Below are 22763 nucleotides of genomic sequence, written 5' to 3'. Positions count from 1 at the left end.
TTGATAAAGAAATTGCCCCAGGCAAGATGGAGCTGTATGCCATGGTGGGCCTGGATGCAACGACTGGTGCTTTGCATAGCTACGAAAATGATCAGGAAATGCAGAAGCAAAGCAATCAGCCATCGGAAGCGGTCGCCAAACAAAAATCAGCGGCATTTTTGCAAAAGCTCTTGGGCGATGATTTCAAAAAGTACAAAGCCACTCAGACAACAAAAGGCGAATGGGATGCTGTCACCTACACGCGCCATGAGCATGGTGTACCTGTTTTCACTGATCGTTATGTCGTTGGCGTCAACAGTACGAGTGTCATGTACGTGAACACGTTTGAAGGCGCTCCACTCCGAGCTGCCTCCTCCTTGTTTGCCAAGCCTGGTAAGGTAATGTCCAAAGAAGAAGTGACGAGGAAAGTCGCTTCGCTCATGGAGCTCACGTATTCCGCGCATAAAAAGGAGACAGGGAAGCCAGCTTTGAAATACTCGCTGGAGTCGACCGGATACTTGGATGCTGTGACAGGAAAAGAAATCGAGGGTGCCTTTTCCCTTAAAAGCCGTTACTCGGAGGCCATAGCGGTCAAGCCAGGCGGCAAAAAGCTCACGGCCAGCAATTCCGATGAAGCTATGAGAGTGCTGATAGAAGAATTTCAAATCAAGATGGATGGAATCACGTTAGAGACGGATACACATACCCCAGCGGAAATGAAAGGAGAAGGGGAAACGATTTACAGATCCAAGGGAAGAGACGGCAGAATCACGGTCTATACGAACAACAACGAAGTGACTGGCTTCCAAGTCCGCGGGAAAGTCGAGATGGCCAATGCCATACAACATAACAATAAACCGACAAATGCCCAGCTTTCGTACGAGCAAGCCAAGGAAAAAGCGGTGCAGTTTTTACAGCCGTACCTCGACTCTAGTGTAAAAGAGCTGAAGATCGATCAAAAAGAGATCAGGATGCCATCTGCAACGTCATACAGCTTCAGCTTCTACGCGCTGCATGACGGCGTGATTGTTACGGATCAGAATTACCTCGTCAACGTAGACGGACAGACTGGGGAAATCGTGAATTACATGAACTCCTTTACGAAGCCATCTGCTCCGTTCCCGGACAAAAAGACCGCCATTTCCAAAGAAGCAGCCGCCAAGCACTTTTTGAAAGACCGTCCTGCTGTGCTCGGGTACATGTTCCCTGTTCAGAACGAGAAGGTGCAAGCAAAGCCAAGTCTGGTTTATTCCATCGACACGGTTTCTTACTTCTTGCTTGATGCGGTAACAGGAAAGTCATTCAAATAATCGGATTCGATCCCGCTTCTCATCATGAGGGGCGGGATTCCATCATGTAGACATGTCCTTTCGCGAGAAGAGGAGGAAGCAGCCTTGGATGCTCGAGAAGATCGAGGTCAACAAGACATATCGGGGATATACAGGATGTATTCCAAAGAAGTCTATCAGTATCTGTATCATTTTATCGGAAGTCGGGAAGCAGCAGAGGATTTGACCCAAGAGGTGTTTGTGCGCGTCATTAAATCCCTGCACAGGTTTGAGGAGCGCTCGAGCATGCGCACCTGGATTTTGAATATTGCCAAGCATGTAGCCATCGATGAATACAGAAAGAAACGGCTGCAAACGATTTTTGCCGGGACCTTGCTAAAGCTGTTGCCCAGCTCAGAGGGTTTGCCGGAAAAAGAGTTACAGGATAAAGAGGAACGTACTCATTTTGAAAAAGCGCTGCTGCAACTAAAGCCCAAGTACCGAAACGTCATCGTATTGCGGGGAATCAGAGAATATACGGTGAAGGAAACAGCAGAAATTCTCGGCTGCACAGAGGCGAAGGTCAAGGTAGATTTTCACCGTGCGATGAAAGTGGTAAAAGAAGTGGCGTTACACATCTATGAAAAGGGGGCTGGTGTGAATGAAATTTCCTAGCGATGAAGAAGTGTTACAGGAATTTCGGAACAGACCGGATGCAGTCCCCCGCAGCGAGTTTTTGCACACATTGGAAGGAAAGTTGGTCGAGGTCGAGCAACAGCATCGCAGCAGAAGCAAAACGCGACGCACGACAATTCGACTGGGATTATCCGCAGCTGTACTGCTCGCGGTCTTTTTCCTGGCGCCGATTTTTACCCGGCTGATTACTCATCCGGAATCCATCATGACGACGAAGCCGGAAGCTCCTCTCGTGTTGAAGGGTCAGCAGCTAAAGCTGGCGGAAGTATCACCTGCCGCAAAGCAAACCTTGGAAAAGCTGTTCAATCTCGTTCCGGAACTAAAGACGATGGAACCCAAAGTCATCGGAAAAGAAGATGGCGTCTATGAAATTGTCTTTTATCAAAAGGAGCAAGGAAAGGAGCAGCGGTACGTATCTGTCGAGATGGTGGCAGCCACGGGGAAAATCAGTAACTACGAAAATGAGAAAGCGATGAATGAGGAAGCCCCTTCGCCTACAGAAGAAGAAGCGAAGCAAATGTCTGCTGTCTTTTTACAAGCGCTGTTGGGAGACGAATTCAAGCAATACCAAGTAAATCAGACCAGCGGTGATGATTGGGATGCGGTGACCTATACGCGCTATGCAAATGGGCTGCCCGTTTTCTCGGACCAATACGTTGTTGGCGTCAACAGCAATGGTGTCAAATATATCAATACGTTTGAAGCTGCTCCACTGCAAATATCGTCGGAGTCGTTTGCCGAACCGGATTCCGTATTGTCTGAAGAAGAGCTCTCAGAGAAAGTGGCGTCGTTCATGGAGCTTACCTATTTTGCGGGTTCGAGAAATACGGGGAAGCCATTATTGACGTATTCTCTTCAGACGACTGGATATGTGAATGCAGTGACAGGAGAGGAGATATGGGGGGAAGCGTCGCATAAAAGCCGGTACTCCGCTCCAATCCCGGTAACGCCTGGAGGCAAGAAGGTCACTGTGCAAACGGAGGAAGAAGTGGCGAAGGCTGTAGCGGAACAGTTTCAGGTGAAGCTGGATGAATTTATCCTCACTGGTGGCGATAAGAAGATGAAGGGTGAGCAGATGACGACCTACAAGGCCAAGGACGGGCTAGGCAGAGTTACCGTCTACTCAAACAGTGGGGTAATCACAGGCTTTCAGGTGCGCCGCAGCAGTAAAGAGACGGCCAGCTCCATCCAGCATCAGAACAATCCAGTAAATGCCCAGCTTAGCTATGACGAGGCCAAGGAAAAAGCCGTTCAGTTTTTACAGCCTTATCTGGACAGCAGTGTGGAGGAACTGAAGGTCGACCAGACTGAGATTTCGATGCCTTCTGCAACGGCGTACAGCTTCACCTTTTACGCCCTTCATAATGGCGTGATCGTTGCTGACCAGAATTACCTCGTCAATGTGGATGGGCAAAACGGGGAAATTGTCAATTTCATGGAATACTTCACGACTCCGACTGAACCTTTCCCGGAATTGGATACAGTCATATCGAGGGAAGATGCCGCCAAGCGATTTTTGCAGAGCCATCCGGTTGAATTGGGGTATGTGCTTCCGGTGGTAGGTGGGAAACTGCAACAAAAGCCACTTCTGGTTTTTACGATGGACATGATTTCTGGCTTTAGGCTAGATGCGGTAACAGGAAAGGCATTCAAGTAAACACATACGTTCTCCCGCTTCCTATCATGAGGGGCGGGATTTTTGTTGGCTCGGAGAATATAAATAGCAATCGATAAGAAGCATGCATTCTATGAATCCCCTAGAATAAACAGTAATTCACTGTCCGATAAGGAGGAATTCCGAATGACGAATGAACATGTCAATCATACTTCACAAGAGGTGCTCAAGCCTGATCCGGCTCTTTCTCATCTGAACGTTTTTGTAGGGAAATGGATGACAGAAGGACTGATTACGGAAAGTCCGTCAGGGCCAGCCGTGAAGTTGAAAGCAATAGATACATACGAATGGCTACCCGGGGGATTTTTTCTTATTCACCATGTAGATGGTTTGATGGGGGATAAAGAAGTCAAAACCATTGAGATCATCGGCTATGATGCGTCTAATCAGGTGTACTTCACGCACGCTTATGACAATCATGGAAGTATGGCTTCCTACTATGCGAATCTTTTGGGCAGAGATTGGAAGATAACAGGGAATACCGAACGTTTTTTCGGTAAGTTTAGTGTTGATGGCAACACACTCATTGGCACTTGGGAGTTGTTGGGCAATGATGAGAAATGGACACATTGGATGGATATTCGATTAACGAAGGTGGAGTGAGTAAAAAAGTGGAGGATCAGTGAGGGAGCATCAGGTGAGGATGCTCCTTTTTTGTTGTTTGCTGAATAGGGCGTTTTTCTAAAAAAAGTAGCTGTAGTGGGGGAAGAAGCNNAGAGGCGCTTGGACTGGAAACGCGTTTCTTCTTACGAGACTTTGTACACCAACTTAAACGTCGATTCACGAAGAGGTAAACAAACAAAATTAAAAAATCTTCTTCAACGGTGGAGACAACAAAAAAACAGTCCCCGCAGATGTACTCCGCGAAAACTGTCTTCAAAATCATGCTTATTTCATAAACTTCGCTACCCCGTTAAAAATCCAATCCGTCCCATCTCCCGAGGAACGTTGAAGCAATTGCTCAGACCCATGCATTTCTGCAAACTGCTGTTCCTCTGCGGTAATCGGAATCATCCATAACAGATTCACAGGATTGCCCGCCATGAGCGGAAGTGGAATGCTCGGTGCATCCTCAGGTTTTGCAAGCAGCATGGAGGTGAAGCGGCTGTTGATCTGACTGATTTCCTGGCACGGAATGGTGTGACCTTGTGCGAGGAAGGTCATATACGACCACGGCAGAGAGGTTTGGCCGCTGACGTAGGCCAGCAATTGCTGTTCGTTTTGGGCGAGCCATTTGGTTTCACAGGCAAATGCCAGCTCGAACCGGAGTAATTGCTCTGGCTCTTCTGTATACTGCTCGACTTTCGGCTGACGCAAAATGGACACGCCGAGGGTCAGCGCATAGGTGAGGTCGCCTTTTTCGATGGTCACCAATGCTTTCGGAGGCCAGTGTCCGCCGTCGATGCTGTAATATTGTTTAACTGGGCCAAGAGTCGAGGTAATCGCGTCCATGAACTGGCGCTGGATGTCAGGCCAAGGGTTGCCATCCCAGCTCGCCCAAAAATGCTGGGCAGCTTCGATGCGGGCAAACATGGCGTTCGTTTCTGGTGTTCCCAGCGGAAAGCATAAATCAGATTCTCCGATGCAATCTCGCGCATACGAAGGATAGTGCGAGCCGTCCGGGGAAGGGCCAGCCCAGCCGGGAATCACACACAGCACCTCATCCTCATACAAAAGTGCTGCTGCATCGCCTTCCTCCAGCCAAACGATCGAGAGCTGCTCCGGGTCCAGCCTGTCTGCTCCATCCGGATGAGCGCAGCAATCGCGTGGAAGCATGGGAGCTTGACCATCCTCCATGGCAGCGAAATCGATCGAGTCCGGTGCAGGTCCGTAATTTCTTACCCAACAAGAGCGAATGCTGGCATGCTCCTCACCGGGATAATCCCACAAATAAAAAAAGACGCCGTTCTCATCCTCTTCGACAAAAGCTTGAATCGGACAAATGGGGGAAAACTCCTCTAATAGGATGTTTTTCATAGGTTTCACCTTCAATCGTCGTGATAGATTCGCCGATAACTATAAAGATTTGTGCTTGATTAAACAGGGTTAGGATACCATAATTGACTATTGATTACAAAATTCAGCACTTTAGAAATGTTTGCCCAGCAAAGGAGGTTGCCAGATGAATCAATGCACCATCTATGTCTCCATCCAACAATGCGAGAAAGTCGTCGCTGCCATTGTCGAGGCTTTTCGTGATCAATTGGTAGAGGTATCCGCAGACGAGCGGGCCGTAACCGTGACAGATAAAAAATGGTTTAGCAAGAGCAAGATCACCTTCAATCTTATGCGCGAGGACGATGACCAAGAAGCGTTTCTCGAGATGAAAAAAGGGATGTACGGCTACTTCGCACAGATTGAAACGGCCCACGAGAAGGTCCAGCAAAAGCTGTTGTACCAAATAACAGCGCTCAATGTGGCGGTAGGAATCGTGGCGAGCAAGGAAATCGATCAGAAGACGTTTGCGTCCATTATGGCGATTGCCGAAGAAGTGCACGGGATCGTCTTTCTCCCTACCGGAGATATGCTCGATAAACAAGGAAGGCTGATTCTCAATACGGCAGGAGAATCCGAAGTGGACGATTTTCTGGTGACGGTCAGCGTAGACCTGATCGATGGCCATATTCAGCCATCTCAGTCAGGAGAAGCGCGCAAGGAGCGGAGCATCAAGCTATTGCAGGAGCAAGGCATTCCGTACATTCCGCATCTTCCTGTCATTGTAGGGGATGAGGACGCTGTGATCAGGAGCAAGGATGAGATTGTTCAGCGAGCGATTGCCCTGTGCTTGATTGCGGTATATGCAGGCGGGATTGCCGAAAACGGACAAATCAAGGAAGAGCGGGAGTTCATCGAAGAAATTATTGAGCAGTTTGGCGCTGCTGAATTCTTCACGGAAAAAGAGAGAGACTTCTTGAATGATCCACAGCCAGATCGAACCGATATGATTCAGATGGTGTGGATGTACGAATGCTACTGGGTACTGCTGTGGGCGCTCGGGTATGTGGAAGAGCTCCATTTCCCAGATGAGATTTGTGATGTGAACACTGCGATTGACGCTCTCAGAAGCGCAGGTGACTATGACACCTTCTACAGCAATGCGGTTGTGAGGAGCAAACAAGAGATTCTCGACCAGGCAGATTTAATCTACCGCTATGACTGGGCGTGCGTGGATGCGCGTATCAACAATCGTGTGGTTGCAGGCGGTTTGAATGACGAAGTAGTTGTGGAAAGACACAGAGCATTGAATTGGCTGGTTCGTTACATGGAGGAAGACTGGGATCATGTCTCGATGGATACATAGGCTGTATTCGCGAAAAAGTGGGACACCTAGTGTGATCTTTCTAGCAGGAATGGGCGATAGCGGTGAGACATGGAAGATCGTTCAAGACCGCATCTCTCAGGAAGCGTCTACCTTATCCTATGATCGGGCGGGGATTGGCAGGAGTCCAGCGCCAGAAGTCGTACCCCGGACATGCCGTGATCTGGTCGAGGAGCTGTATGACTTTCTGCAAGAGATAAAGGTGGAGACGCCTTGTATTTTGGTCGGACATTCTTTTGGCGGTTTGGTCGCTAGACTCTTTGCTAGTCTATATCCGCAGCTTGTTTCGGGGCTGGTTTTGGTTGATGCTGCTCCCGAATATAAGGAGCTCGCCTATGAAAAGGTTTTGCCTGACAACCTGATCGCAGCCAATCGAGAATATTACGAGAATCCGATGCGAAACAGCGAGAAGATCGATAAAATACGGAGCTATCAAGAGATTGTTGACTCTTTTCGGCAAAGCGACATCCCTGTCTCGATTATTACGAGAGGCTTGCCGGACGTGTGGGACGAGGAATGGCCGAACGAGGAAATCTTAGCAATCGAACAACGTTTGCAAGCCGATTTTAAGCGGCTTTCAACCTCAAGCAAGCAAAGAATAGCTATTCGCAGCAGGCATTATATTCATCACGATGAACCGGATGTTGTGATTGAGGAAATTTTAATCATGTTGAGGGGGATGAACACGTGAGCGATACAAGAACCCAGCTCATGCTTGATCTGCAAAGATTGGAGCAGGAACAATACCAGCTGCGTGAAGGGGAACAGCTGGGGGATTTCGTCGGACTATTGCTAGAATACATTGGGGACCCTGACCCGGAATTGCGGGATAATCTCATCTACCCGGCCTTTTATTATTGGATTCTCGACGAGGACAAGCTGACGGAGGCGCAATTGCGCAGCCTCCTGCGAGAACTGACCGACGAAAAGCATTTGTTCTACCAGATTGGCAACGATGGTGACCCATCCGTGTTTACGAGAACATTCTCTTCATTGCCGATCGCATTGATTTTGCGCCGCCACAGACAGAAGCCATTTTTGGAACGAGCTGATTTCCAACACGTGAAAACTGCCATGCTCCGCTATTTTCAAGAGGAAAAGGATTTGCGCGGCTATTTGTCAGAAGGAGGCTGGGCGCACAGTACAGCTCACGGTGCAGACGTATTTGTAGAGCTGGTGCAGTGCCCAGAAAGCGATGATGCCGTACAGCGGGACGTTCTTCAAGCAATCCAGGGCGTACTGCATAACGGAAAGCACATTTTTAATGAGGAAGAGGACGAACGACTCGCGAGCATCGTAGATACCATGATAGAGAAAGACTTGCTCCCAGAGCGGGAACTCACTGACTGGATCAATGGTTTGGCAAGCTGTGCAGAACTGCCGAAAAGTCGTACTCAGGCAATCGCTCGAGTGAACAGCAAGAACTTTTTGCGCTGTCTCTATTTCAGAAGGGCACGAGATAGCCGTGAAAATGAGCTGGTGATTGCCATGCTTGCTGCCGTAACGAAATGTAACAGGTTTGCGATCAGTTAAAGGGTGAAGGTTGATACCGTATTAGACGGCATCAACCTTTTCTTTTTTATACGAGGTTTTAAATTAAAAGGTAGCGATTGAACCAACAAAGCTGGTAAGAAGAAAAAGCGCAGGGCTNNATAGTACTAATTATGAAACGAACCTCAAACCGTGACCATGTCATCGCCACTGCATCCGATTTGTTTTTGCAAAAAGGACTCATGAATACCAGCATGGATGACGTTGTAGCACATAGCAGAGTCTCCAAGTCCAACATTTACTACCACTTCAAAAGCAAGGAGGAGCTCGTTGTAGCTGTGCTCAGCTACAGAATCAACGTCCTCAGAGGAGCAATGGAAGCCATCCTGCAACGGACAGACCTGTCTGTTACCACACGAGTAGGGCTGATTTTTACTACCATTGCAGAGGAACTGGAAGGACGCTCCTGCGTAGGAGGCTGTCCGATCCTTTCCTTACTGTCAGCACAAATACCAGAAGTCAAAGCGCGAATTAACGAGTTCCTAATCGAATGGCAGAACCTGGCGGAAAAGCTGCTCGTGGAGGGAATCGCCCGTGGAGAATTCAAGGAAAATATCTCGATTCCGCAAACCGCAGTTTTGTTCGTGACCATTGTGGAAGGAGCGATGCTCATGGCTGAATCGCAGGGTCATGCACAAGTACTCGTAGGCGCTGGTCAGACACTTCTACACTTGATTCAAGTGTAGGATTTTTTTGAAGTCAATTAGTACTGATTAGTACTAAAAATAAAGGAGGCAAAAACAATGGCTGTCGTTTTTATAACAGGTGCGACTGGATTTATCGGCAAGGAGGTAACAAAGCAGCTGGCCCGGTCCGGTCATACCGTACTGGCGCTGGTTCGTTCGCCCGAGAAGTGGGATGAATTGCTGATGCAGATGACACCTACAGAGAGGTCTAATTGCAAGGCCGTGCGGGGTGATTTGCGAAAGGAGGGCTTGGGATTATCAGCGAGCGATTACGAGCAGGTATTGCGCGCAACTATTATCATCCATGCAGGTGCCCCGATGGATATTTCGCTGGATGAAACGGTGGCGAGGGAATTGATTTTACAAGGAGCAAGTCACCTTGCAGCATTAGCGAACGAATTGCATAAACAACAGCGTCTGCAAAAGCTGATTCATATCGTTGGCTACATGAGTCCGTTTGACGATGAGAGTGGAAAGCTGGAGACAGATGTTTTTGCGCCAACCGATTTTTATCGAGAGGCAGGGGGCTACGAGAAATACAAGTTTCTGGCAGATCTATACCTCAGACAAGAGGCGTATCAAAAAGGAATGCCGCTGGTCGTGGTAAATCCGTGTACGATCATAGGCCCGCGAAGCACCGGGAACACAGAACAAACAGATGGATTCGGGCTCGTGATCAGCTCCATGCGGCGTGGTAAGATCCCTGTTCTTCCCGGTGGTAAGGAGTGGTGGCTGCCCTTGCTTTCCGTCGACGATTTTGCCCAGGTCATTGTGGGGATTGTAGAGACAAATCACATCGAGCATCAAACGTATTACGCCTTAAATGAGCGGAGTGCCACGCCAGCTTTTTCAGAGCTGATTTCGTTGATGGCTAAAGAATTACGGATGAAGCCACCAACCATTCCTTTCCCGGTATCGGTCTTGAAAAAAATTCTCCATAACGGCGGCAGCCGCTTGCTCGGGGTACCTGCCAATTCGATGGATTTTCTCGTAAAGAAAGACTTCCCGCTCGCTCCCTTTCAGCAAATGAAAGCGAAAAAAAGCATCGATGCATACGACGTAGCGGCGTATCTTCCCAGTGTGATTGCCGATCTCGACTACCGTTTGTCGGTCAAGGATCAGAAAGTACCTCCTTGCTTTCACCGAGAGCAAATCGCAGGCATGGCCGCGTACAAGAAAGAAGGCTCGGGTACTCCGTGGCTGCTCGTGCACGGGCTTTTCAGTGAGATGAGCGATTTACTCCCGCTCGCTGAACAGCTGGGTGAACAGGAAGTATGGTTACTGGATTTGCCCGGGTTTGGCAGATCGCCCTATCACCATCACGAAAAACCGATCGAGGGCTTTATCGAGGCAGTGGCCGAGGCATTGCGACAGCTGCCATCTCCGGTTCATCTTGCAGGACATTCATTTGGCGGGTTTTTGGCATGGGAGGCAGCAAAGCGAGTACCGGAAAAAATCGAGAAGCTATACCTTTTGCAGCCACCCCTGCATGCCCCGAAGTATTCTCGGCTGCAGGCGGGATTGGGGAAGAGTCCAGCCCTCCTTCAGCTTTTTTTGCAAAAGCAGTTAACGTCAGCCAAATTGGAAAAAGCAATGCTTGAGCAAGGGGTATTTCAGTCTACGTATGAAATGCCAAAAGGCTATGTAGAAAAGGCAGGGAAGCTCCTGCAATCCCCGCGCATCAGCAAGACGCATACAGACGTGCTGCGCTACTTCATGAACGAATTCCGGCAAATGGCGGTAGCGACACAGCCTCTCCCTTTTCCAGCCCAGATCGTATGGGGAACTCAGGATAAAACGTATCAGCTGACAAAAGGAGCAGAGGATGCATTCAGGAAAGTGAATGTAGAGATTGAAAGGCTCTCTGTTGCTCATCATTTTCCCCTCAGTCATCCACAGCTAACGGCAAACGTATTGCTACAGATGAGGCACGGCAAGGAATGACGACGGAGTGATTCTTCAGAAGGGGCATGGTAGAAAGGGACCATGCTCTTTTTGAATGGGGCAAGAAAAAACGAGTTGAACTTTCTGTGAATTTAGAATAGACTATTTTTAATTAATAACGACACTATAACGACAAATGTCGTTAGTGAAGAAAAAGGAGGAGAGCAAAGTGCAGGAACGCAACAGGAAGAAGCTAGTTTACACTGTTTCTCACATCTGGGTGAAGACTTCATGAAGCAATATATAGTGAAGCGCTTATTGTCAGGCATCGTTGTCCTGTTTGGGCTCTCCGTTTTTACGTTTCTGCTCATTCATCTCATCCCTGGAGACCCTGTGCGGATCATGCTGGGGCAGCGGGCGACCGTCGAACAAATCGAGTCGCTTCGAGGAGAGCTGGGCTTGAACAAACCTTTGGTCGTCCAGTATCTCGACTATGCTTCTGGCGTTTTGAAAGGGGATCTCGGCACTTCCCTGAAAACGGGTCGACCTGTGAGCACAGAAATTGCTGATCGTTTTCCCGCGACAGCAAAAATGGCACTAGCCAGCCTCGTGGTGGCAGTTGTGATCGGTATCGGGCTGGGTGTCCTAGCGGCGAAATACAAGGATACACCCATCGACGGAGCGATTATGACCTTTTCCACCTTTGGGATGTCCATACCCGGCTTTTGGTTGGGCTTACTCGTCATCCTTGTGTTCTCCGTTCATCTGGGCTGGTTTCCGATTGCGGGAGGGACGGGGCTAAAAGACATGGTTCTTCCAGCGTTTACTTTGGGGACATTGCTGGCGACGGCACTCAGCCGACTCACTCGCGCTGGCATGGTAGAGGTTTTGTCCAATGACTATATCCGAACAGCACGTGCGAAAGGGATGAATGAACGAATTGTGCTGCTGCGGCACGCTTTTCGCAATGTGATGATTCCGATTGTGGCTGTCATTGGTCTGGAACTGGCTGGCTTGCTGGGTGGGGCTGTGATCGTCGAGCAGGTTTTTGGCTGGCCGGGAGTGGGGACTTTGGCTATTCAAGCTATTAGCTCGCGGGATTTTCCGATGATTCAAGGAACGACGCTGTTTATTGGGGCTGTGTATGTCCTTGTTGTCATTTTGATTGATGTCCTGTACGCGCTTCTCGATCCCCGTATTGACTACACAGCAAAGGAGGGGGTGTAGCGTGCTCTGGAGCAGACAATGGTCCGTGCCTCGTTTGGAATTATGGGAGAAGATCATGCAGCAAAAGAAAGCGAAATACAGCTTCCTGATGATGCTCTGCATTGTTTTGCTGGGAATCATCGGGCCGTGGATTGCTCCGCATGATCCTACGAAAACGTACTATGAAGCATTTATGCAAGGGCCTTCGAAAGACTTTTGGCTAGGGACAGATGCGATTGGCCGCGATATTTTATCCCGGATGCTGTACGGAACAAGAGTGACACTGACCGTAGCTTTGCTGGCGTCTGTCATGACGTTTGTAGCAGGAACGCTAATCGGTGTGACATGCGCTTACCTTGGAGGAATTGTTGATAATCTGATCATGAGAATCATGGACATCATGCTGGCGTTGCCCGGCATTGTACTGGCTCTCGCCATTGTAGCTGTACTCGGACCGAGTCAGGAAAATGCGATGATCGCAATCGGAATATCATCGATTCCAGCCTTTTCGATTCTGATCCGTGGTGCGGCACTCTCGATCAAGCAATCCGGCTATGTGGAAGCAAGCCGCTCCATCGGCAGCTCGAATTGGTGGATCATTACGCGTCAGTTCATTCCGAATATCTCGAACGTGCTGATCGTCTATACGACCATGTTTATAGGCAGTGCCATTTTGGGAACCTCGGCACTGGGCTTTATCGGTTTGGGTGCCCAGCCCCCTACACCGGAGTGGGGAACGATGCTGAACGAAGGGAAAAATTACTTGCGAGAAGCTTGGTGGCTCGCTACTTTTCCCGGTCTTGCGATTACCGCAGTCGTTTTTACGGTTTATCTGCTAGGGGATGCTTTGCGCGATATCTTTGATCCCAAATCATAGTTTGCGAGCTTCCGTTCCCGATAAAGGAGTGAGTAACATGACGAACGTGTTGGAAGTGACGGGATTGACTACCACGTTTTCAAAAAATGAAAAGGCTTTCAAGGTGGTAGACAATCTTTGCTTGCAGGTCAAACGAGGTGAATCGGTCGGGATCGTCGGAGAATCAGGGTGTGGAAAAAGCGTTGCCTCTCTATCCATGATGCGTTTGCTCAGTAAAAACGGAAGCATTGCAGGCCGTATTCAACTGAACGGAGCCGATCTCTTGCGCTATAGCGAAAAAGAGATGCAGAAGATCAGAGGGAAAGAGATCGCCATGATTTTTCAAGAGCCGATGACTTCGCTGAATCCTGTACTGACCATCGGCAAGCAATTGAGCGAAGGACTGGAAAAGCACGAGGGCATGAACCGAGTCCAATCGAGACAAAGAGTGCTCGAGCTGTTGACGCAGGTAGGCATTTCACGTGCCAATGAAATCTATCATGAGTACCCGCATCGACTGTCAGGAGGGATGCGACAGCGCGTGATGATCGCGATGGCGATTGCCTGTCATCCAAAGCTGCTGATAGCGGACGAACCGACGACGGCACTAGACGTAACGATCCAGGCGCAAATATTGGATGTCATGAAAAAAATTCAAAGAGAGCTGGGCATGTCGCTCATCATGATCACGCATGATTTGGGCGTCGTCGCCGAGACATGTGACCGGGTACTGGTGATGTATGCCGGGCAGGTCATTGAAGCGGCCGATGTTCGCACACTGCTGCGCAGCCCCAAGCATCCGTACACTGTGGGCTTGATCAAATCGACACCACATAATGCCAAAGGCCAGAAGAGATTGCACAGTATCGCGGGAAGTGTGCCGACCCCCGATCATTATCCGAAGGGATGCCGCTTTGCTCCGCGATGTGAGAAGGTGATGGCTGTCTGTTTGGAACAAAATCCCCCGTTGCTCGATGTGGATCAACAGTCGGAGTGCCGCTGTTGGCTGTATCGAGAGAACAGGGAAAGCACGGCGGTGAATGGATGAAGACGCCTCTTTTGCAAGTGAAAAACCTGAATAAGAAGTTCCTTACCCGCAAAGGGTGGTTTCAGCCGCCGAGTTACGTGCATGCCGTTCATGGAGTGAACGTGACGGTCAACGCAGGTGAAACGTTGGGAATTGTGGGAGAGTCAGGCTGTGGCAAGTCGACACTGGGCAGATGCATTTTGCGCTTGATCGAGCCGACAGACGGCGAGATCGTGTTCGAGGGTCAAAATATCCGCAGCTTACAGAAGGCAGACATGCAGAAGCTGCGGCGTGATATGCAAATGGTGTTTCAAAATCCATTTGATACCCTCAACCCTAAGCTGACGATCCAGCACATTTTGTCAGAACCGTTGATTGCCCATGGTATCCCAAAGCGCGAGCGAGCAGCCATGATGGAAGAGACGATGGAAATCGTCGGTTTGAACAAAAATCACTTGTCGCGATACGCACATGAGTTTTCCGGAGGACAAAGACAAAGAATCGGGATCGCTCGCGCCTTGATGCTCAGGCCAAAGCTCATCATAGCTGACGAGCCTGTGTCTGCTCTCGATGTATCGATCCAATCGCAAATTCTCAATTTGCTTCAGGATTTGCAGGAGCAGTTTTCGCTCACGTATCTTTTTATCTCGCATGATTTGAGTGTTGTCGAGCATATCGCCGATCGAGTAGCGGTGATGTACCTGGGAGAAGTGGTTGAGCTGGCGAAAAAAGAAGAGCTGTTTCAGCGTCCGATGCATCCCTACACACAGTCGCTTCTCTCCGCTATTCCCATCACGGACCCTGACGAGAAAAAAGAACGGATCATTTTAACGGGGGATTTGCCGTCTCCATCCAATCCGCCGCAGGGCTGCAAGTTTCACCCGCGCTGTTGGGCGTGCATGGACGTGTGCAAGACAGAAGCCCCCCCATTTACAGAAACAGATGGCAGACTGGTTGCGTGTCATCTCTATGAAAAATAAGGGAGCAGGAGTGATAGATAGATGTTGGACCCACGTCTTACGAAGCTGGCGAATGTGCTGGTGAATTACTCGACGAATGTGCAGCCGGGAGATAACGTGCTGATCGATGCGATAGAGGTGGATGCCGCTCTGATTAAGGAGCTAATCAAAGCAGTTTCGCAAGCAGGCGGGCATTCCTTTGTGAATCTGCGTGAATCCTCGATCAGCCGTCAGTTATTGCTAGCGGGAACAGAGGAGCAATTCCGTTTAGGGGCAGAGATGGACAAAGAGCGAATGGAAAAAATGCAAGCGTGCATCATCATCGAGGGTGGGCTTAACATCAATGAAGTTTCTGATGTCCCTGATGAGCAGATGAAGCTGGCTACGTCCTTTTTCAAAGAAGTAAGTATCGTCCGTCTCAAAAAGAAATGGGTCTATCTCCGTTATCCGACGCCTTCCATGGCGCAACTGGCGAATAAAAGCACAGAAGCGTTTGAACAGTTCTACTTCGATGTCTGCACGATGGATTACGCCAAAATGGCAGAAGCCATGCAGCCTCTCAAGGAACTGATGGAGCGAACTGACCGTGTGAAAATCACAGGACCTGGCACAGAGCTGACCTTTTCCATCAAAGGCATCCCCGCGATTCCGTGTCCGGGTCATTACAACATACCAGACGGTGAAGTGTTTACGGCCCCTGTTCGCGATTCGGTGAACGGTGTCATATCGTTTAACACGCCCTCGCCTTATCAAGGCTTTACCTTTGAGAAGGTACGGCTGGAGTTTGTGGACGGGAAGATCGTTAACGCCACAGCCAATGACACGGAGCGCTTGAACAACATTCTGGATACAGATGAAGGTGCCCGGTACATTGGGGAGTTTGCTTTGGGAGTCCACCCGATCATTCGGGAGCCCATGCAGGATATTTTATTCGATGAAAAAATCGACGGCAGCTTCCACTTTACCCCGGGACGATGCTATGACGAGGCATCCAACGGTAACAAGTCGAATATCCATTGGGACATGGTCATGATTCAACGACCGGAGTACGGTGGCGGTGAGATTTGGTTCGATGACCACTTGATTCGCAGAGACGGACGCTTTCTTTTGCCGGAGCTTGCACCACTTAACCCGGAAAACCTGAAATAACAGGAGGAGTATGAGGCATGACACATGGGATTGACGCTCATTTTGACCTTTTGCTGGATGTTGCCATTCAACGGGAGCATGGCAGGCGAAAAGTTATTGAAACGGATTACTTGCCCGATTTCGTGGCGGGCGGGGTGCAGACGGTTGTCGCAGCGATTTATATTGACAACAAATTCCTGCCGGAGATGGGCTTGAGAAAAGCACTGCAACAAATCAGCGCGTTGCACGCAGAAGCAGATGAATCACCTGAGAAAATCATGGTTTGCAAAAGTGTGAGCGATATCGAGACTGCGAAGCGATTGGGGAAGATTGGTTTTGTGCTCTCTCTGGAAGGCGCGGAACCGTTATATAATGATCTGAGTATGCTCCGTGTTTTTTACGAGCTGGGTGTGCGCCTTTTGGGTCTCGTGTGGAGCAGGCGGAATTTCGTTGGAGATGGCAGTCATTTTAGTCCGGTACGGGAAGGGCGCAAGGGCGGTCTCACCGAGTTCGGCATCCGCGTCGTCGAAGAGGCAGAAGCGATGGGCATCATCATTGATGTCAGCCATCTGAATGACGAAGGGTTCTGGGATCTGATTGAGGTAGCGCGTAAGCCCATTATCGCTTCTCATTCCAATTGCCGGACATTAGCGAGCTCCATGCGGAATCTGACGGATGAGCAAATCAGGGCGATCGCATTCACCAACGGCGTAATCGGCATCAATGGCGTCAATGTGTTCGTAGCGGACACAGACGACCAGGCTGATATCGAGCACATGATCAACCACGTCGATCACATCGTGAAGCTGGTTGGTGTTGAGCACGTCGGATTTGGTCTGGACATCATCGAGCCATTTATGAAATACGATTCTCCCGATGTGTTTATCCAAGCAGGACGCAAAGATTTTGATGTCGTAAAAGGACATACCAAGGTTCCGGAGCTTGTGCGTGGCCTTGCCAAAAGAGGGTACAAGGATGAAGCGATTGAGCTTATTTTGGGCAAAAACTTCATCCGCGTGTTCAAGGACGTGTGGAAATCATAGAGAGATGAGGGAGTGGAACATTGACCATTACGATAGCGGTAATCTCTTCGGAAGAATTTTTGCCAAGGATCTTGAAGCATACCCAATCTATCGATTACATTCAACTGACCTCGTATACATACCAGAACCCAAAAGAGAGCGCTTCGTTGCTTGATCAAATCCATGACTGCGACGTGCTGCTTTTTGCTGGCCCACTTCCTTATTTTTTTTCCAAGGAAAAGGTAGAGCAAAAGAAGCTGCCTGCGGTGTATATCCCGCTCGATGAATATACCATTTCCCTTTCTTTATTTCATACCTTGCTGAACGTTCCAGGAGGACTGGACCGCATCTCGATAGATCTGCCAAAAGCGGAGTATATTGAGAAGGTTGCTGAAGAATTGGGCATAACTTCTACGCCTTGGTATGTAAAAGACTACAGTGAGATTATTGAAGAAGGCGGGACGAAATTTGACGTAGAGGAGATTATTCAGTTCCACAAGGAGCTTTGGGAACAGAAACAGAGCCATTTTGCTTTGACTGGCGTTGATTACGTATATCGTCAATTGCGTGAGATGAACATTCCTTCCGCATCGATGGTTAGTCCCGATAAAAATATTCGCGATGCCGTCAATCAAGCCATTGCTTATGGTCAATTGAAAATTAGCCAAAATTCACAGATTGCGGTGGGAATTGCAGCGATTCAGCAAAATGATGGTCCGCCAGTAGAAACACAATGGCAGGATGCGACGATTATTTTGCTGCAAGAGCTGCTGGAGCTCGTCAAAGAGACGGACGCTTCCATTCAAAAGTTGGGAATGGATCAATTCATCATCTATGGCACGAGAGGCAGTATCGAGCAAATGATTGAATACGGGAAGATCATGCAAGTATTGGGCAATGTCGATCTGCTTGCCAAAGTGACGGTTGCCATCGGATTTGGTTTTGGCCTAACCGCGAAAGAGGCCGAAGCCAACGCACGCATTGCGATTTATCATGCCCAGAAAACAAAGGAAAGCAGTGCGTACTTAGTAACAGATGAAAAAGAAGTGATTGGTCCGTTGAATACCGAATCGAAGGCGTTCCATTTAAAAAGCGAGAACAAGGAAGTGCTGGAGATTGCGGAAAAGACTGGCGCAAGTGTCGCTACCATCACGAAAATCATGCAGTATGTCAAGCTTCGCCGCGATAACCGCTTCACCGCTTCCGATTTAGCCGAGTACCTCCAGATCAGTCGCCGCAGCTCGGAAAGAACCTTGAAAAAGCTGATCGAGCATCAGGTTGTAGAGGTCGTCGGAGAAGAGCAGCCGTATCAGCAGGGACGCCCACGGGCTGTGTATCGCCTTAATCATCCATGAATCTCCTCATGTAACATCAACCAATCTGTCCCGGTTTTTCCGTTGGCAAAAGAAATCCGGGACTCCCACATCCCTCCTCTCAGAAGCAATCCGATCTAATTAGCGACTATATACCGACGAAAGTGAACTTCGAATGGAAAAGACTCGAAAAATGGAGGTCGCGACATGCTATCAGCACGGTTAAAGAGCCAAATTCGCATCGTTATACTCATGGGTGTACTCGTCTTTTCCATCGTTGGCTGCAGCGCTGCTCCCATTCCGCCTACAGACGAGAAGCAAGCAAGTCAACCAGCAAAAAGCTCCCAGCCCAAAAAGGGTGGGACGATCACCATGGGCTACCAGATGGAGCCAGATACGCTGGACCCGCAAAAGACGTCGTTGCCAGCGGGAAATTTTGTTGGGGGCATGTTGGGGGGAGCTTTGCTGATCCTCGATCCTTTTACGTTTGAGTTGAAGCCGCATTTGGCTGAATCGTACACGATCTCGGAAGACGGCAAGACCATGACGTTCAAGATACGCCCTGGCGTGAAGTTCCATGATGGAACACCGCTCACCGCGAAAGTTTTTAAGCAAAGCTATGAACGTGCACTCGATCCGAAAACAGCCTCACCGGTTACGGGACCGGACGTATCTTCGATCAAATCCATTTCAGCTCCTGATGATTCCACATTGATCTTTCATTTGGATGAGCCCTCCGCTTCGTTACTTTCTAACTTATCATATGGCGGCTACCAGCAACCCATTTCCATAGAGGCACGGAACAAATACGGTAATGAGCTGGGACGCAATCCTGTCGGGGTAGGTCCATGGAAATTCGAAAGCTGGAAAACAGGCGAATCGATCACACTGGTACGAAACGACGAGTATAAGTGGGCAGCTCCTTTTGCTGAGAATCAAGGACCAGTGAGACCCGACAAGTTCGTTCTGAAATTTATTCAAGACAACCAGACCATGATGGCTGCTCTCGACAGTGGGGCAATTGATATTGCCACTGTACTCCCGAAAGACGCGAAGAAATACAAGGATCACAAAGATTTTACGGTGTTGGAAGGGATGCAGCCTGCAGAGAACTTTATTGGGATGAATTTCGAAAATGAAATCTTGCAAGATGTCCGCGTGAGAAAGGCACTGAACCTGGCGATCAACAAAGACGCATTGATCATAGCGGATTTGCAAGGAGAGGGGGTGCCTGTCTACGGACCGATCCCACCAACGATGATCGGATACGATGCGGGAGTAGAGCAGTATGGCTACAAGTACAATGCTGAGCAAGCCAGACAACTGCTGGATGAATCAGGATGGAAGCCAAACGCGCAAGGGATAAGGGAAAAGGATGGAAAAACGCTCAGCCTGACGATGCTCATCGAAGATACAAATCCCGGACATCAGCTGGTGCAAAGCATGTTCAAAGAGATTGGTGTCGAAGTGTATATCCAAAAGTATGAATCAGCGACAGCTCTTGAACAGGCACTGAAGGGCGAGTTCGATTTGTTCTCAACGAGTCATGGCAGCGTCGATCCAGATATTTTGCACTTGTTACTGCATTCGAGTCAGATCGGGGGCTTGAATTTCTTTCGCCTCAGTGATCAACAGCTCGATAGCCTGCTAGATAAAGGACGAACGACAACAGATCAAGTACTGCGACAGCAGGTTTTTGCAGACATTCAAAAAAGAATCGTGGAACAGGCCTATTGGATTCCGCTCTACTCCGCAAAAACATTCGTGGTCGTCAGTAACCGGATTCAAGGCGTCAAGCCAAATCCATTAGCATCCTTGATTATTCAGGACATGTGGGTGAACGAGTAGGGCATGGTATGACAACATTCGAAAGAGGTGGAAAAAATGAGACAGCAAGGCTGGTTAGTAGAATGGGAACAACTGGTTGAAAAAGAAATGAAGGAAGGCAGAGTTCCAGGCTTCGTCATGGGTGTGAATCTGAATGGGCAGAGCCTGTTTCGCAAAAGCTTTGGCTACCGGGATCGTGAAAAGGAACTCGAAATCACTCCTGATACCGTGATGGGATTGGCCTCCGTTACGAAGTCCTTTACATGTATGGCGATCATGCAGCTACAGGAAGCGAAGAAGCTCTCTGTTCATGATCCGGTGATCAAATACCTCCCTGAGTTCCGTACCCCGGATCGTCAAAAAACGGAGCAGATGACGATCCACCATTTTATGACGCATACGACGGGTATACCGCCGCTGCCCATTGATAACCTGGCGATTCGCAACTCCATGCTCGAAGACATGGCTGACGAGGATAACCCGCTTCACCGTTATTTGAAAAAGGAGTACCAGAAACCGATCCATACGTTCGAAGAGCTGATGGAAGCTCTTGCCCTGGCGGAATATGAGCTGGTGGGCTCTCCAGGACAATTGTTCAGCTATTCGAATGATTGCTATTCTCTCCTGGGAGCGGTCATAGCCAGAGTGAGTGGGAAATCGTATGACGTTTATGTCAAAGAGCATATTTTGGAACCAGCAGACATGAAGAGCAGCACCTTCCTTCTGAGCGATCTGCCACACCTACCGGATGTAACGACCATCTATCATTCAAAAGAGAGCAATGGCGTATCTGAGATTTACCCTGATCCAAATTGGGAGGATGGGCTACTCGTAGCGGCATCGGGGCATTTGAATTCAACAGTGCATGACATGTTGAACTACGCTGAAATTTTTCGTACGGGCGGATGTGTGGGCAAGGAACGGATTTTATCTGAGGAGAGCGTCAAACAAATGATTTATCCGCATGTCGAGAACAGCTACAGCAGGTACTACGGGTATGGCTTATCCATTCAACCCGACTACTATGGGGGTACCTTGATCAAGCACGGTGGAGCGATCAAAGGTGTCGCCGCCCATTTAGCGATTGTTCCGGAGCGGGGCATTACATCCATGGCTTTAGCCAATTTGATCGGAAGCCCAGTCGAAAAAGCCACATTGACAGCACTCCATGCCATAGAAGGGCGTCCATTGAATACGCCGCAGTACCAATTCGAGACATACAGCGTCCCTGCTGCCCAATTAGGAGAGTATGTCGGTAGATACGTGAGTGGGGAAGGAATGGATATCATCGTATATGTGGTAGAGGATGTCCTGATGATGATAGATAAGACGTCGAATGCGTTTGGTGGAAAACAACTGAACTATCTATTGCGACCCATTGGAGAGCATCAATTTCTCATCGATAGAGAGGGGAGCGAGTTTACAGTTAGGTTTGTGAAAGGCGAAGACGGCTCTGTAACAGCCATGTCCCTTTTTTATCGAATCATACCACGAGTAGCAGCTGCGGAGGGTAGTCGAGTATGAAAATAAAGTCTGTATGGGTTTATGCCATAAGGTTGCCGCTAAAACGCCCATTTATTATCGCGTACGCCTCTTATGCGGATATGCCGTCCATTATTGTAAAAGTGGAGACAGACAATGGCTTGGTCGGACTAGGCGAAGCGGTACCGGATCAAAATGTCACCGGAGAGACGTGGGAGTCTACTTATACGATGCTCGTTCAAAACCTGGCGCCTGTTGTGATCGGTGAGAATCCGTTTGATATCGAGAGCATTCACGAGAAGATGAACCAGGCTGTTTGGGGAGCCCCAGCAGCAAAAGCCGCCATCGATATCGCTTGCTATGATTTGATGGGCAAGGCGGCTGGTCAACCTGTTTATCATTTCTTGGGCGGAAAATATCACACGACTCTTTCCTTCCCGTATGTGTTAAGCATTTTAGAGCCAGAGGTCATGGCAGCTGAAGCCAGGCAAGCAGTGGCAGCCGGGTATGACTCGATCAAAATAAAGGTGGGAGCTGATCTTCGGACAGATATCCAGCGAATCCGGGCTGTTCGGCAGGCAGTTGGCCCTGACGTAGGGCTGCGGGTGGACGCCAACCAAGGTTGGGAGAACCGTGCGAACTCCTTGCTTGTTTTGCAACAGATCGAGGATTGTCACATTGATTGGATGGAGCAGCCTGTCTTGGCTGATGATCTTGATGCACTGGCAGATATTCGCAGGCAAACGACTATTCCAATTATGGTAGACGAGGGACTGCACGGGACGAAGGAAATGCGAGAAGTCATCGCGAAGAAAGCTGCAGATAAAGTAAACATCAAACTGATGAAAAGTGGAGGGATTTATCCTGCTCTCAAATTGGTGAATC

20 protein-coding genes are annotated in these 22763 nt (G+C 49.0%); 19 read left to right on the top strand and 1 reads right to left on the bottom strand.

Features of this window, described 5'->3' with window-relative positions; genetic code table 11:
* From C7R94_RS28180 to C7R94_RS28165, 4 genes are all read left to right on the top strand, one after another.
* A partial coding sequence (locus C7R94_RS28180) for a YcdB/YcdC domain-containing protein (protein ID WP_106785869.1) occupies positions 1-1289 on the top strand: 1289 nt, incomplete at its 5' end.
* 84 nt (positions 1290-1373) lie between these two features.
* Positions 1374-1922 carry an RNA polymerase sigma factor gene (locus C7R94_RS28175; RefSeq protein ID WP_106785868.1) on the top strand — a complete coding sequence of 183 codons (549 nt, stop codon included), beginning with the start codon at positions 1374-1376 and terminating at the stop codon, positions 1920-1922.
* Positions 1909-3600: a YcdB/YcdC domain-containing protein gene (locus C7R94_RS28170; RefSeq protein WP_106785867.1), complete on the top strand. Its 1692-nt coding sequence runs from the start codon at positions 1909-1911 to the stop codon at positions 3598-3600. The genes C7R94_RS28175 and C7R94_RS28170 overlap by 14 nt, the downstream gene beginning before the upstream one ends.
* A gap of 144 nt (positions 3601-3744) precedes the next feature.
* Positions 3745-4221, top strand: coding sequence for a DUF1579 family protein (locus C7R94_RS28165; RefSeq protein WP_106785866.1), 477 nt, complete (start codon positions 3745-3747; stop codon positions 4219-4221).
* A 285-nt stretch (positions 4222-4506) separates the two neighbouring features.
* On the opposite strand, the gene C7R94_RS28160 is transcribed toward C7R94_RS28165, so the two are convergent.
* Entirely contained in the window at positions 4507-5595 is a 1089-nt protein-coding gene (locus C7R94_RS28160) for a suppressor of fused domain protein (protein ID WP_106785865.1), read from the bottom strand.
* Between the two features lie 145 nt (positions 5596-5740).
* On the opposite strand from C7R94_RS28160, the gene C7R94_RS28155 reads away from it, so the two are divergent.
* The 15 genes from C7R94_RS28155 to C7R94_RS28085 form a co-directional block, all read left to right on the top strand.
* Positions 5741-6919: a DUF4272 domain-containing protein gene (locus C7R94_RS28155; RefSeq protein WP_106785864.1), complete on the top strand. Its 1179-nt coding sequence runs from the start codon at positions 5741-5743 to the stop codon at positions 6917-6919.
* Entirely contained in the window at positions 6900-7628 is a 729-nt protein-coding gene (locus tag C7R94_RS28150) for an alpha/beta fold hydrolase (RefSeq protein ID WP_106785863.1), read from the top strand. The genes C7R94_RS28155 and C7R94_RS28150 overlap by 20 nt, the downstream gene beginning before the upstream one ends.
* Positions 7625-8470, top strand: coding sequence for a DUF2785 domain-containing protein (locus tag C7R94_RS28145; protein WP_106785862.1), 846 nt, complete (start codon positions 7625-7627; stop codon positions 8468-8470). Before C7R94_RS28150 ends, C7R94_RS28145 begins: the two co-directional genes overlap by 4 nt.
* Positions 8471-8601: 131 nt before the next feature.
* Entirely contained in the window at positions 8602-9174 is a 573-nt protein-coding gene (locus tag C7R94_RS28140; protein ID WP_047069631.1) for a TetR/AcrR family transcriptional regulator, read from the top strand.
* A gap of 57 nt (positions 9175-9231) precedes the next feature.
* Complete coding sequence (locus C7R94_RS28135) at positions 9232-11118, top strand: alpha/beta fold hydrolase (protein WP_106785861.1); 1887 nt, start codon at positions 9232-9234, stop codon at positions 11116-11118.
* Between the two features lie 231 nt (positions 11119-11349).
* Complete coding sequence (gene nikB, locus C7R94_RS28130; RefSeq protein ID WP_106785860.1) at positions 11350-12285, top strand: nickel ABC transporter permease; 936 nt, start codon at positions 11350-11352, stop codon at positions 12283-12285.
* 1 nt (position 12286) lies between these two features.
* On the top strand, positions 12287-13141 hold the full coding sequence (locus tag C7R94_RS28125) for an ABC transporter permease (RefSeq protein ID WP_106785859.1): 855 nt from the start codon (positions 12287-12289) through the stop codon (positions 13139-13141).
* Between the two features lie 37 nt (positions 13142-13178).
* Entirely contained in the window at positions 13179-14168 is a 990-nt protein-coding gene (locus C7R94_RS28120) for an ABC transporter ATP-binding protein (RefSeq protein ID WP_047069627.1), read from the top strand.
* Positions 14165-15127 carry an ABC transporter ATP-binding protein gene (locus tag C7R94_RS28115; protein WP_106785858.1) on the top strand — a complete coding sequence of 321 codons (963 nt, stop codon included), beginning with the start codon at positions 14165-14167 and terminating at the stop codon, positions 15125-15127. The genes C7R94_RS28120 and C7R94_RS28115 overlap by 4 nt, the downstream gene beginning before the upstream one ends.
* Positions 15128-15148: 21 nt before the next feature.
* The gene (locus C7R94_RS28110) at positions 15149-16255 is read left to right on the top strand and encodes an aminopeptidase (protein ID WP_106785857.1); all 1107 of its coding nucleotides are present in this window, start codon (positions 15149-15151) and stop codon (positions 16253-16255) included.
* 17 nt (positions 16256-16272) lie between these two features.
* Positions 16273-17277 (top strand): dipeptidase, encoded by a 1005-nt coding sequence (locus C7R94_RS28105; protein WP_106785856.1) that lies wholly within the window; start codon positions 16273-16275, stop codon positions 17275-17277.
* 20 nt (positions 17278-17297) lie between these two features.
* Positions 17298-18611, top strand: a complete 1314-nt coding sequence (locus C7R94_RS28100) for a helix-turn-helix domain-containing protein (protein WP_106785855.1) — start codon at positions 17298-17300, stop codon at positions 18609-18611.
* A gap of 165 nt (positions 18612-18776) precedes the next feature.
* Positions 18777-20417: an ABC transporter substrate-binding protein gene (locus C7R94_RS28095; RefSeq protein ID WP_106785854.1), complete on the top strand. Its 1641-nt coding sequence runs from the start codon at positions 18777-18779 to the stop codon at positions 20415-20417.
* 36 nt (positions 20418-20453) lie between these two features.
* Positions 20454-21920, top strand: a complete 1467-nt coding sequence (locus tag C7R94_RS28090; RefSeq protein WP_106785853.1) for a serine hydrolase domain-containing protein — start codon at positions 20454-20456, stop codon at positions 21918-21920.
* Positions 21917-22763 (top strand): mandelate racemase/muconate lactonizing enzyme family protein (locus C7R94_RS28085; protein ID WP_106785852.1); only part of this gene is annotated, 847 nt, incomplete at its 3' end. The genes C7R94_RS28090 and C7R94_RS28085, both read left to right, overlap by 4 nt.

This window comes from Brevibacillus sp. NRRL NRS-603, from assembly GCF_003013445.1.
GTDB classification, from domain to species: domain Bacteria; phylum Bacillota; class Bacilli; order Brevibacillales; family Brevibacillaceae; genus Brevibacillus; species Brevibacillus formosus.
Note: the sequence above shows the minus strand (reverse complement) of the source record. Positions and strands in the feature narration are given on the sequence as shown.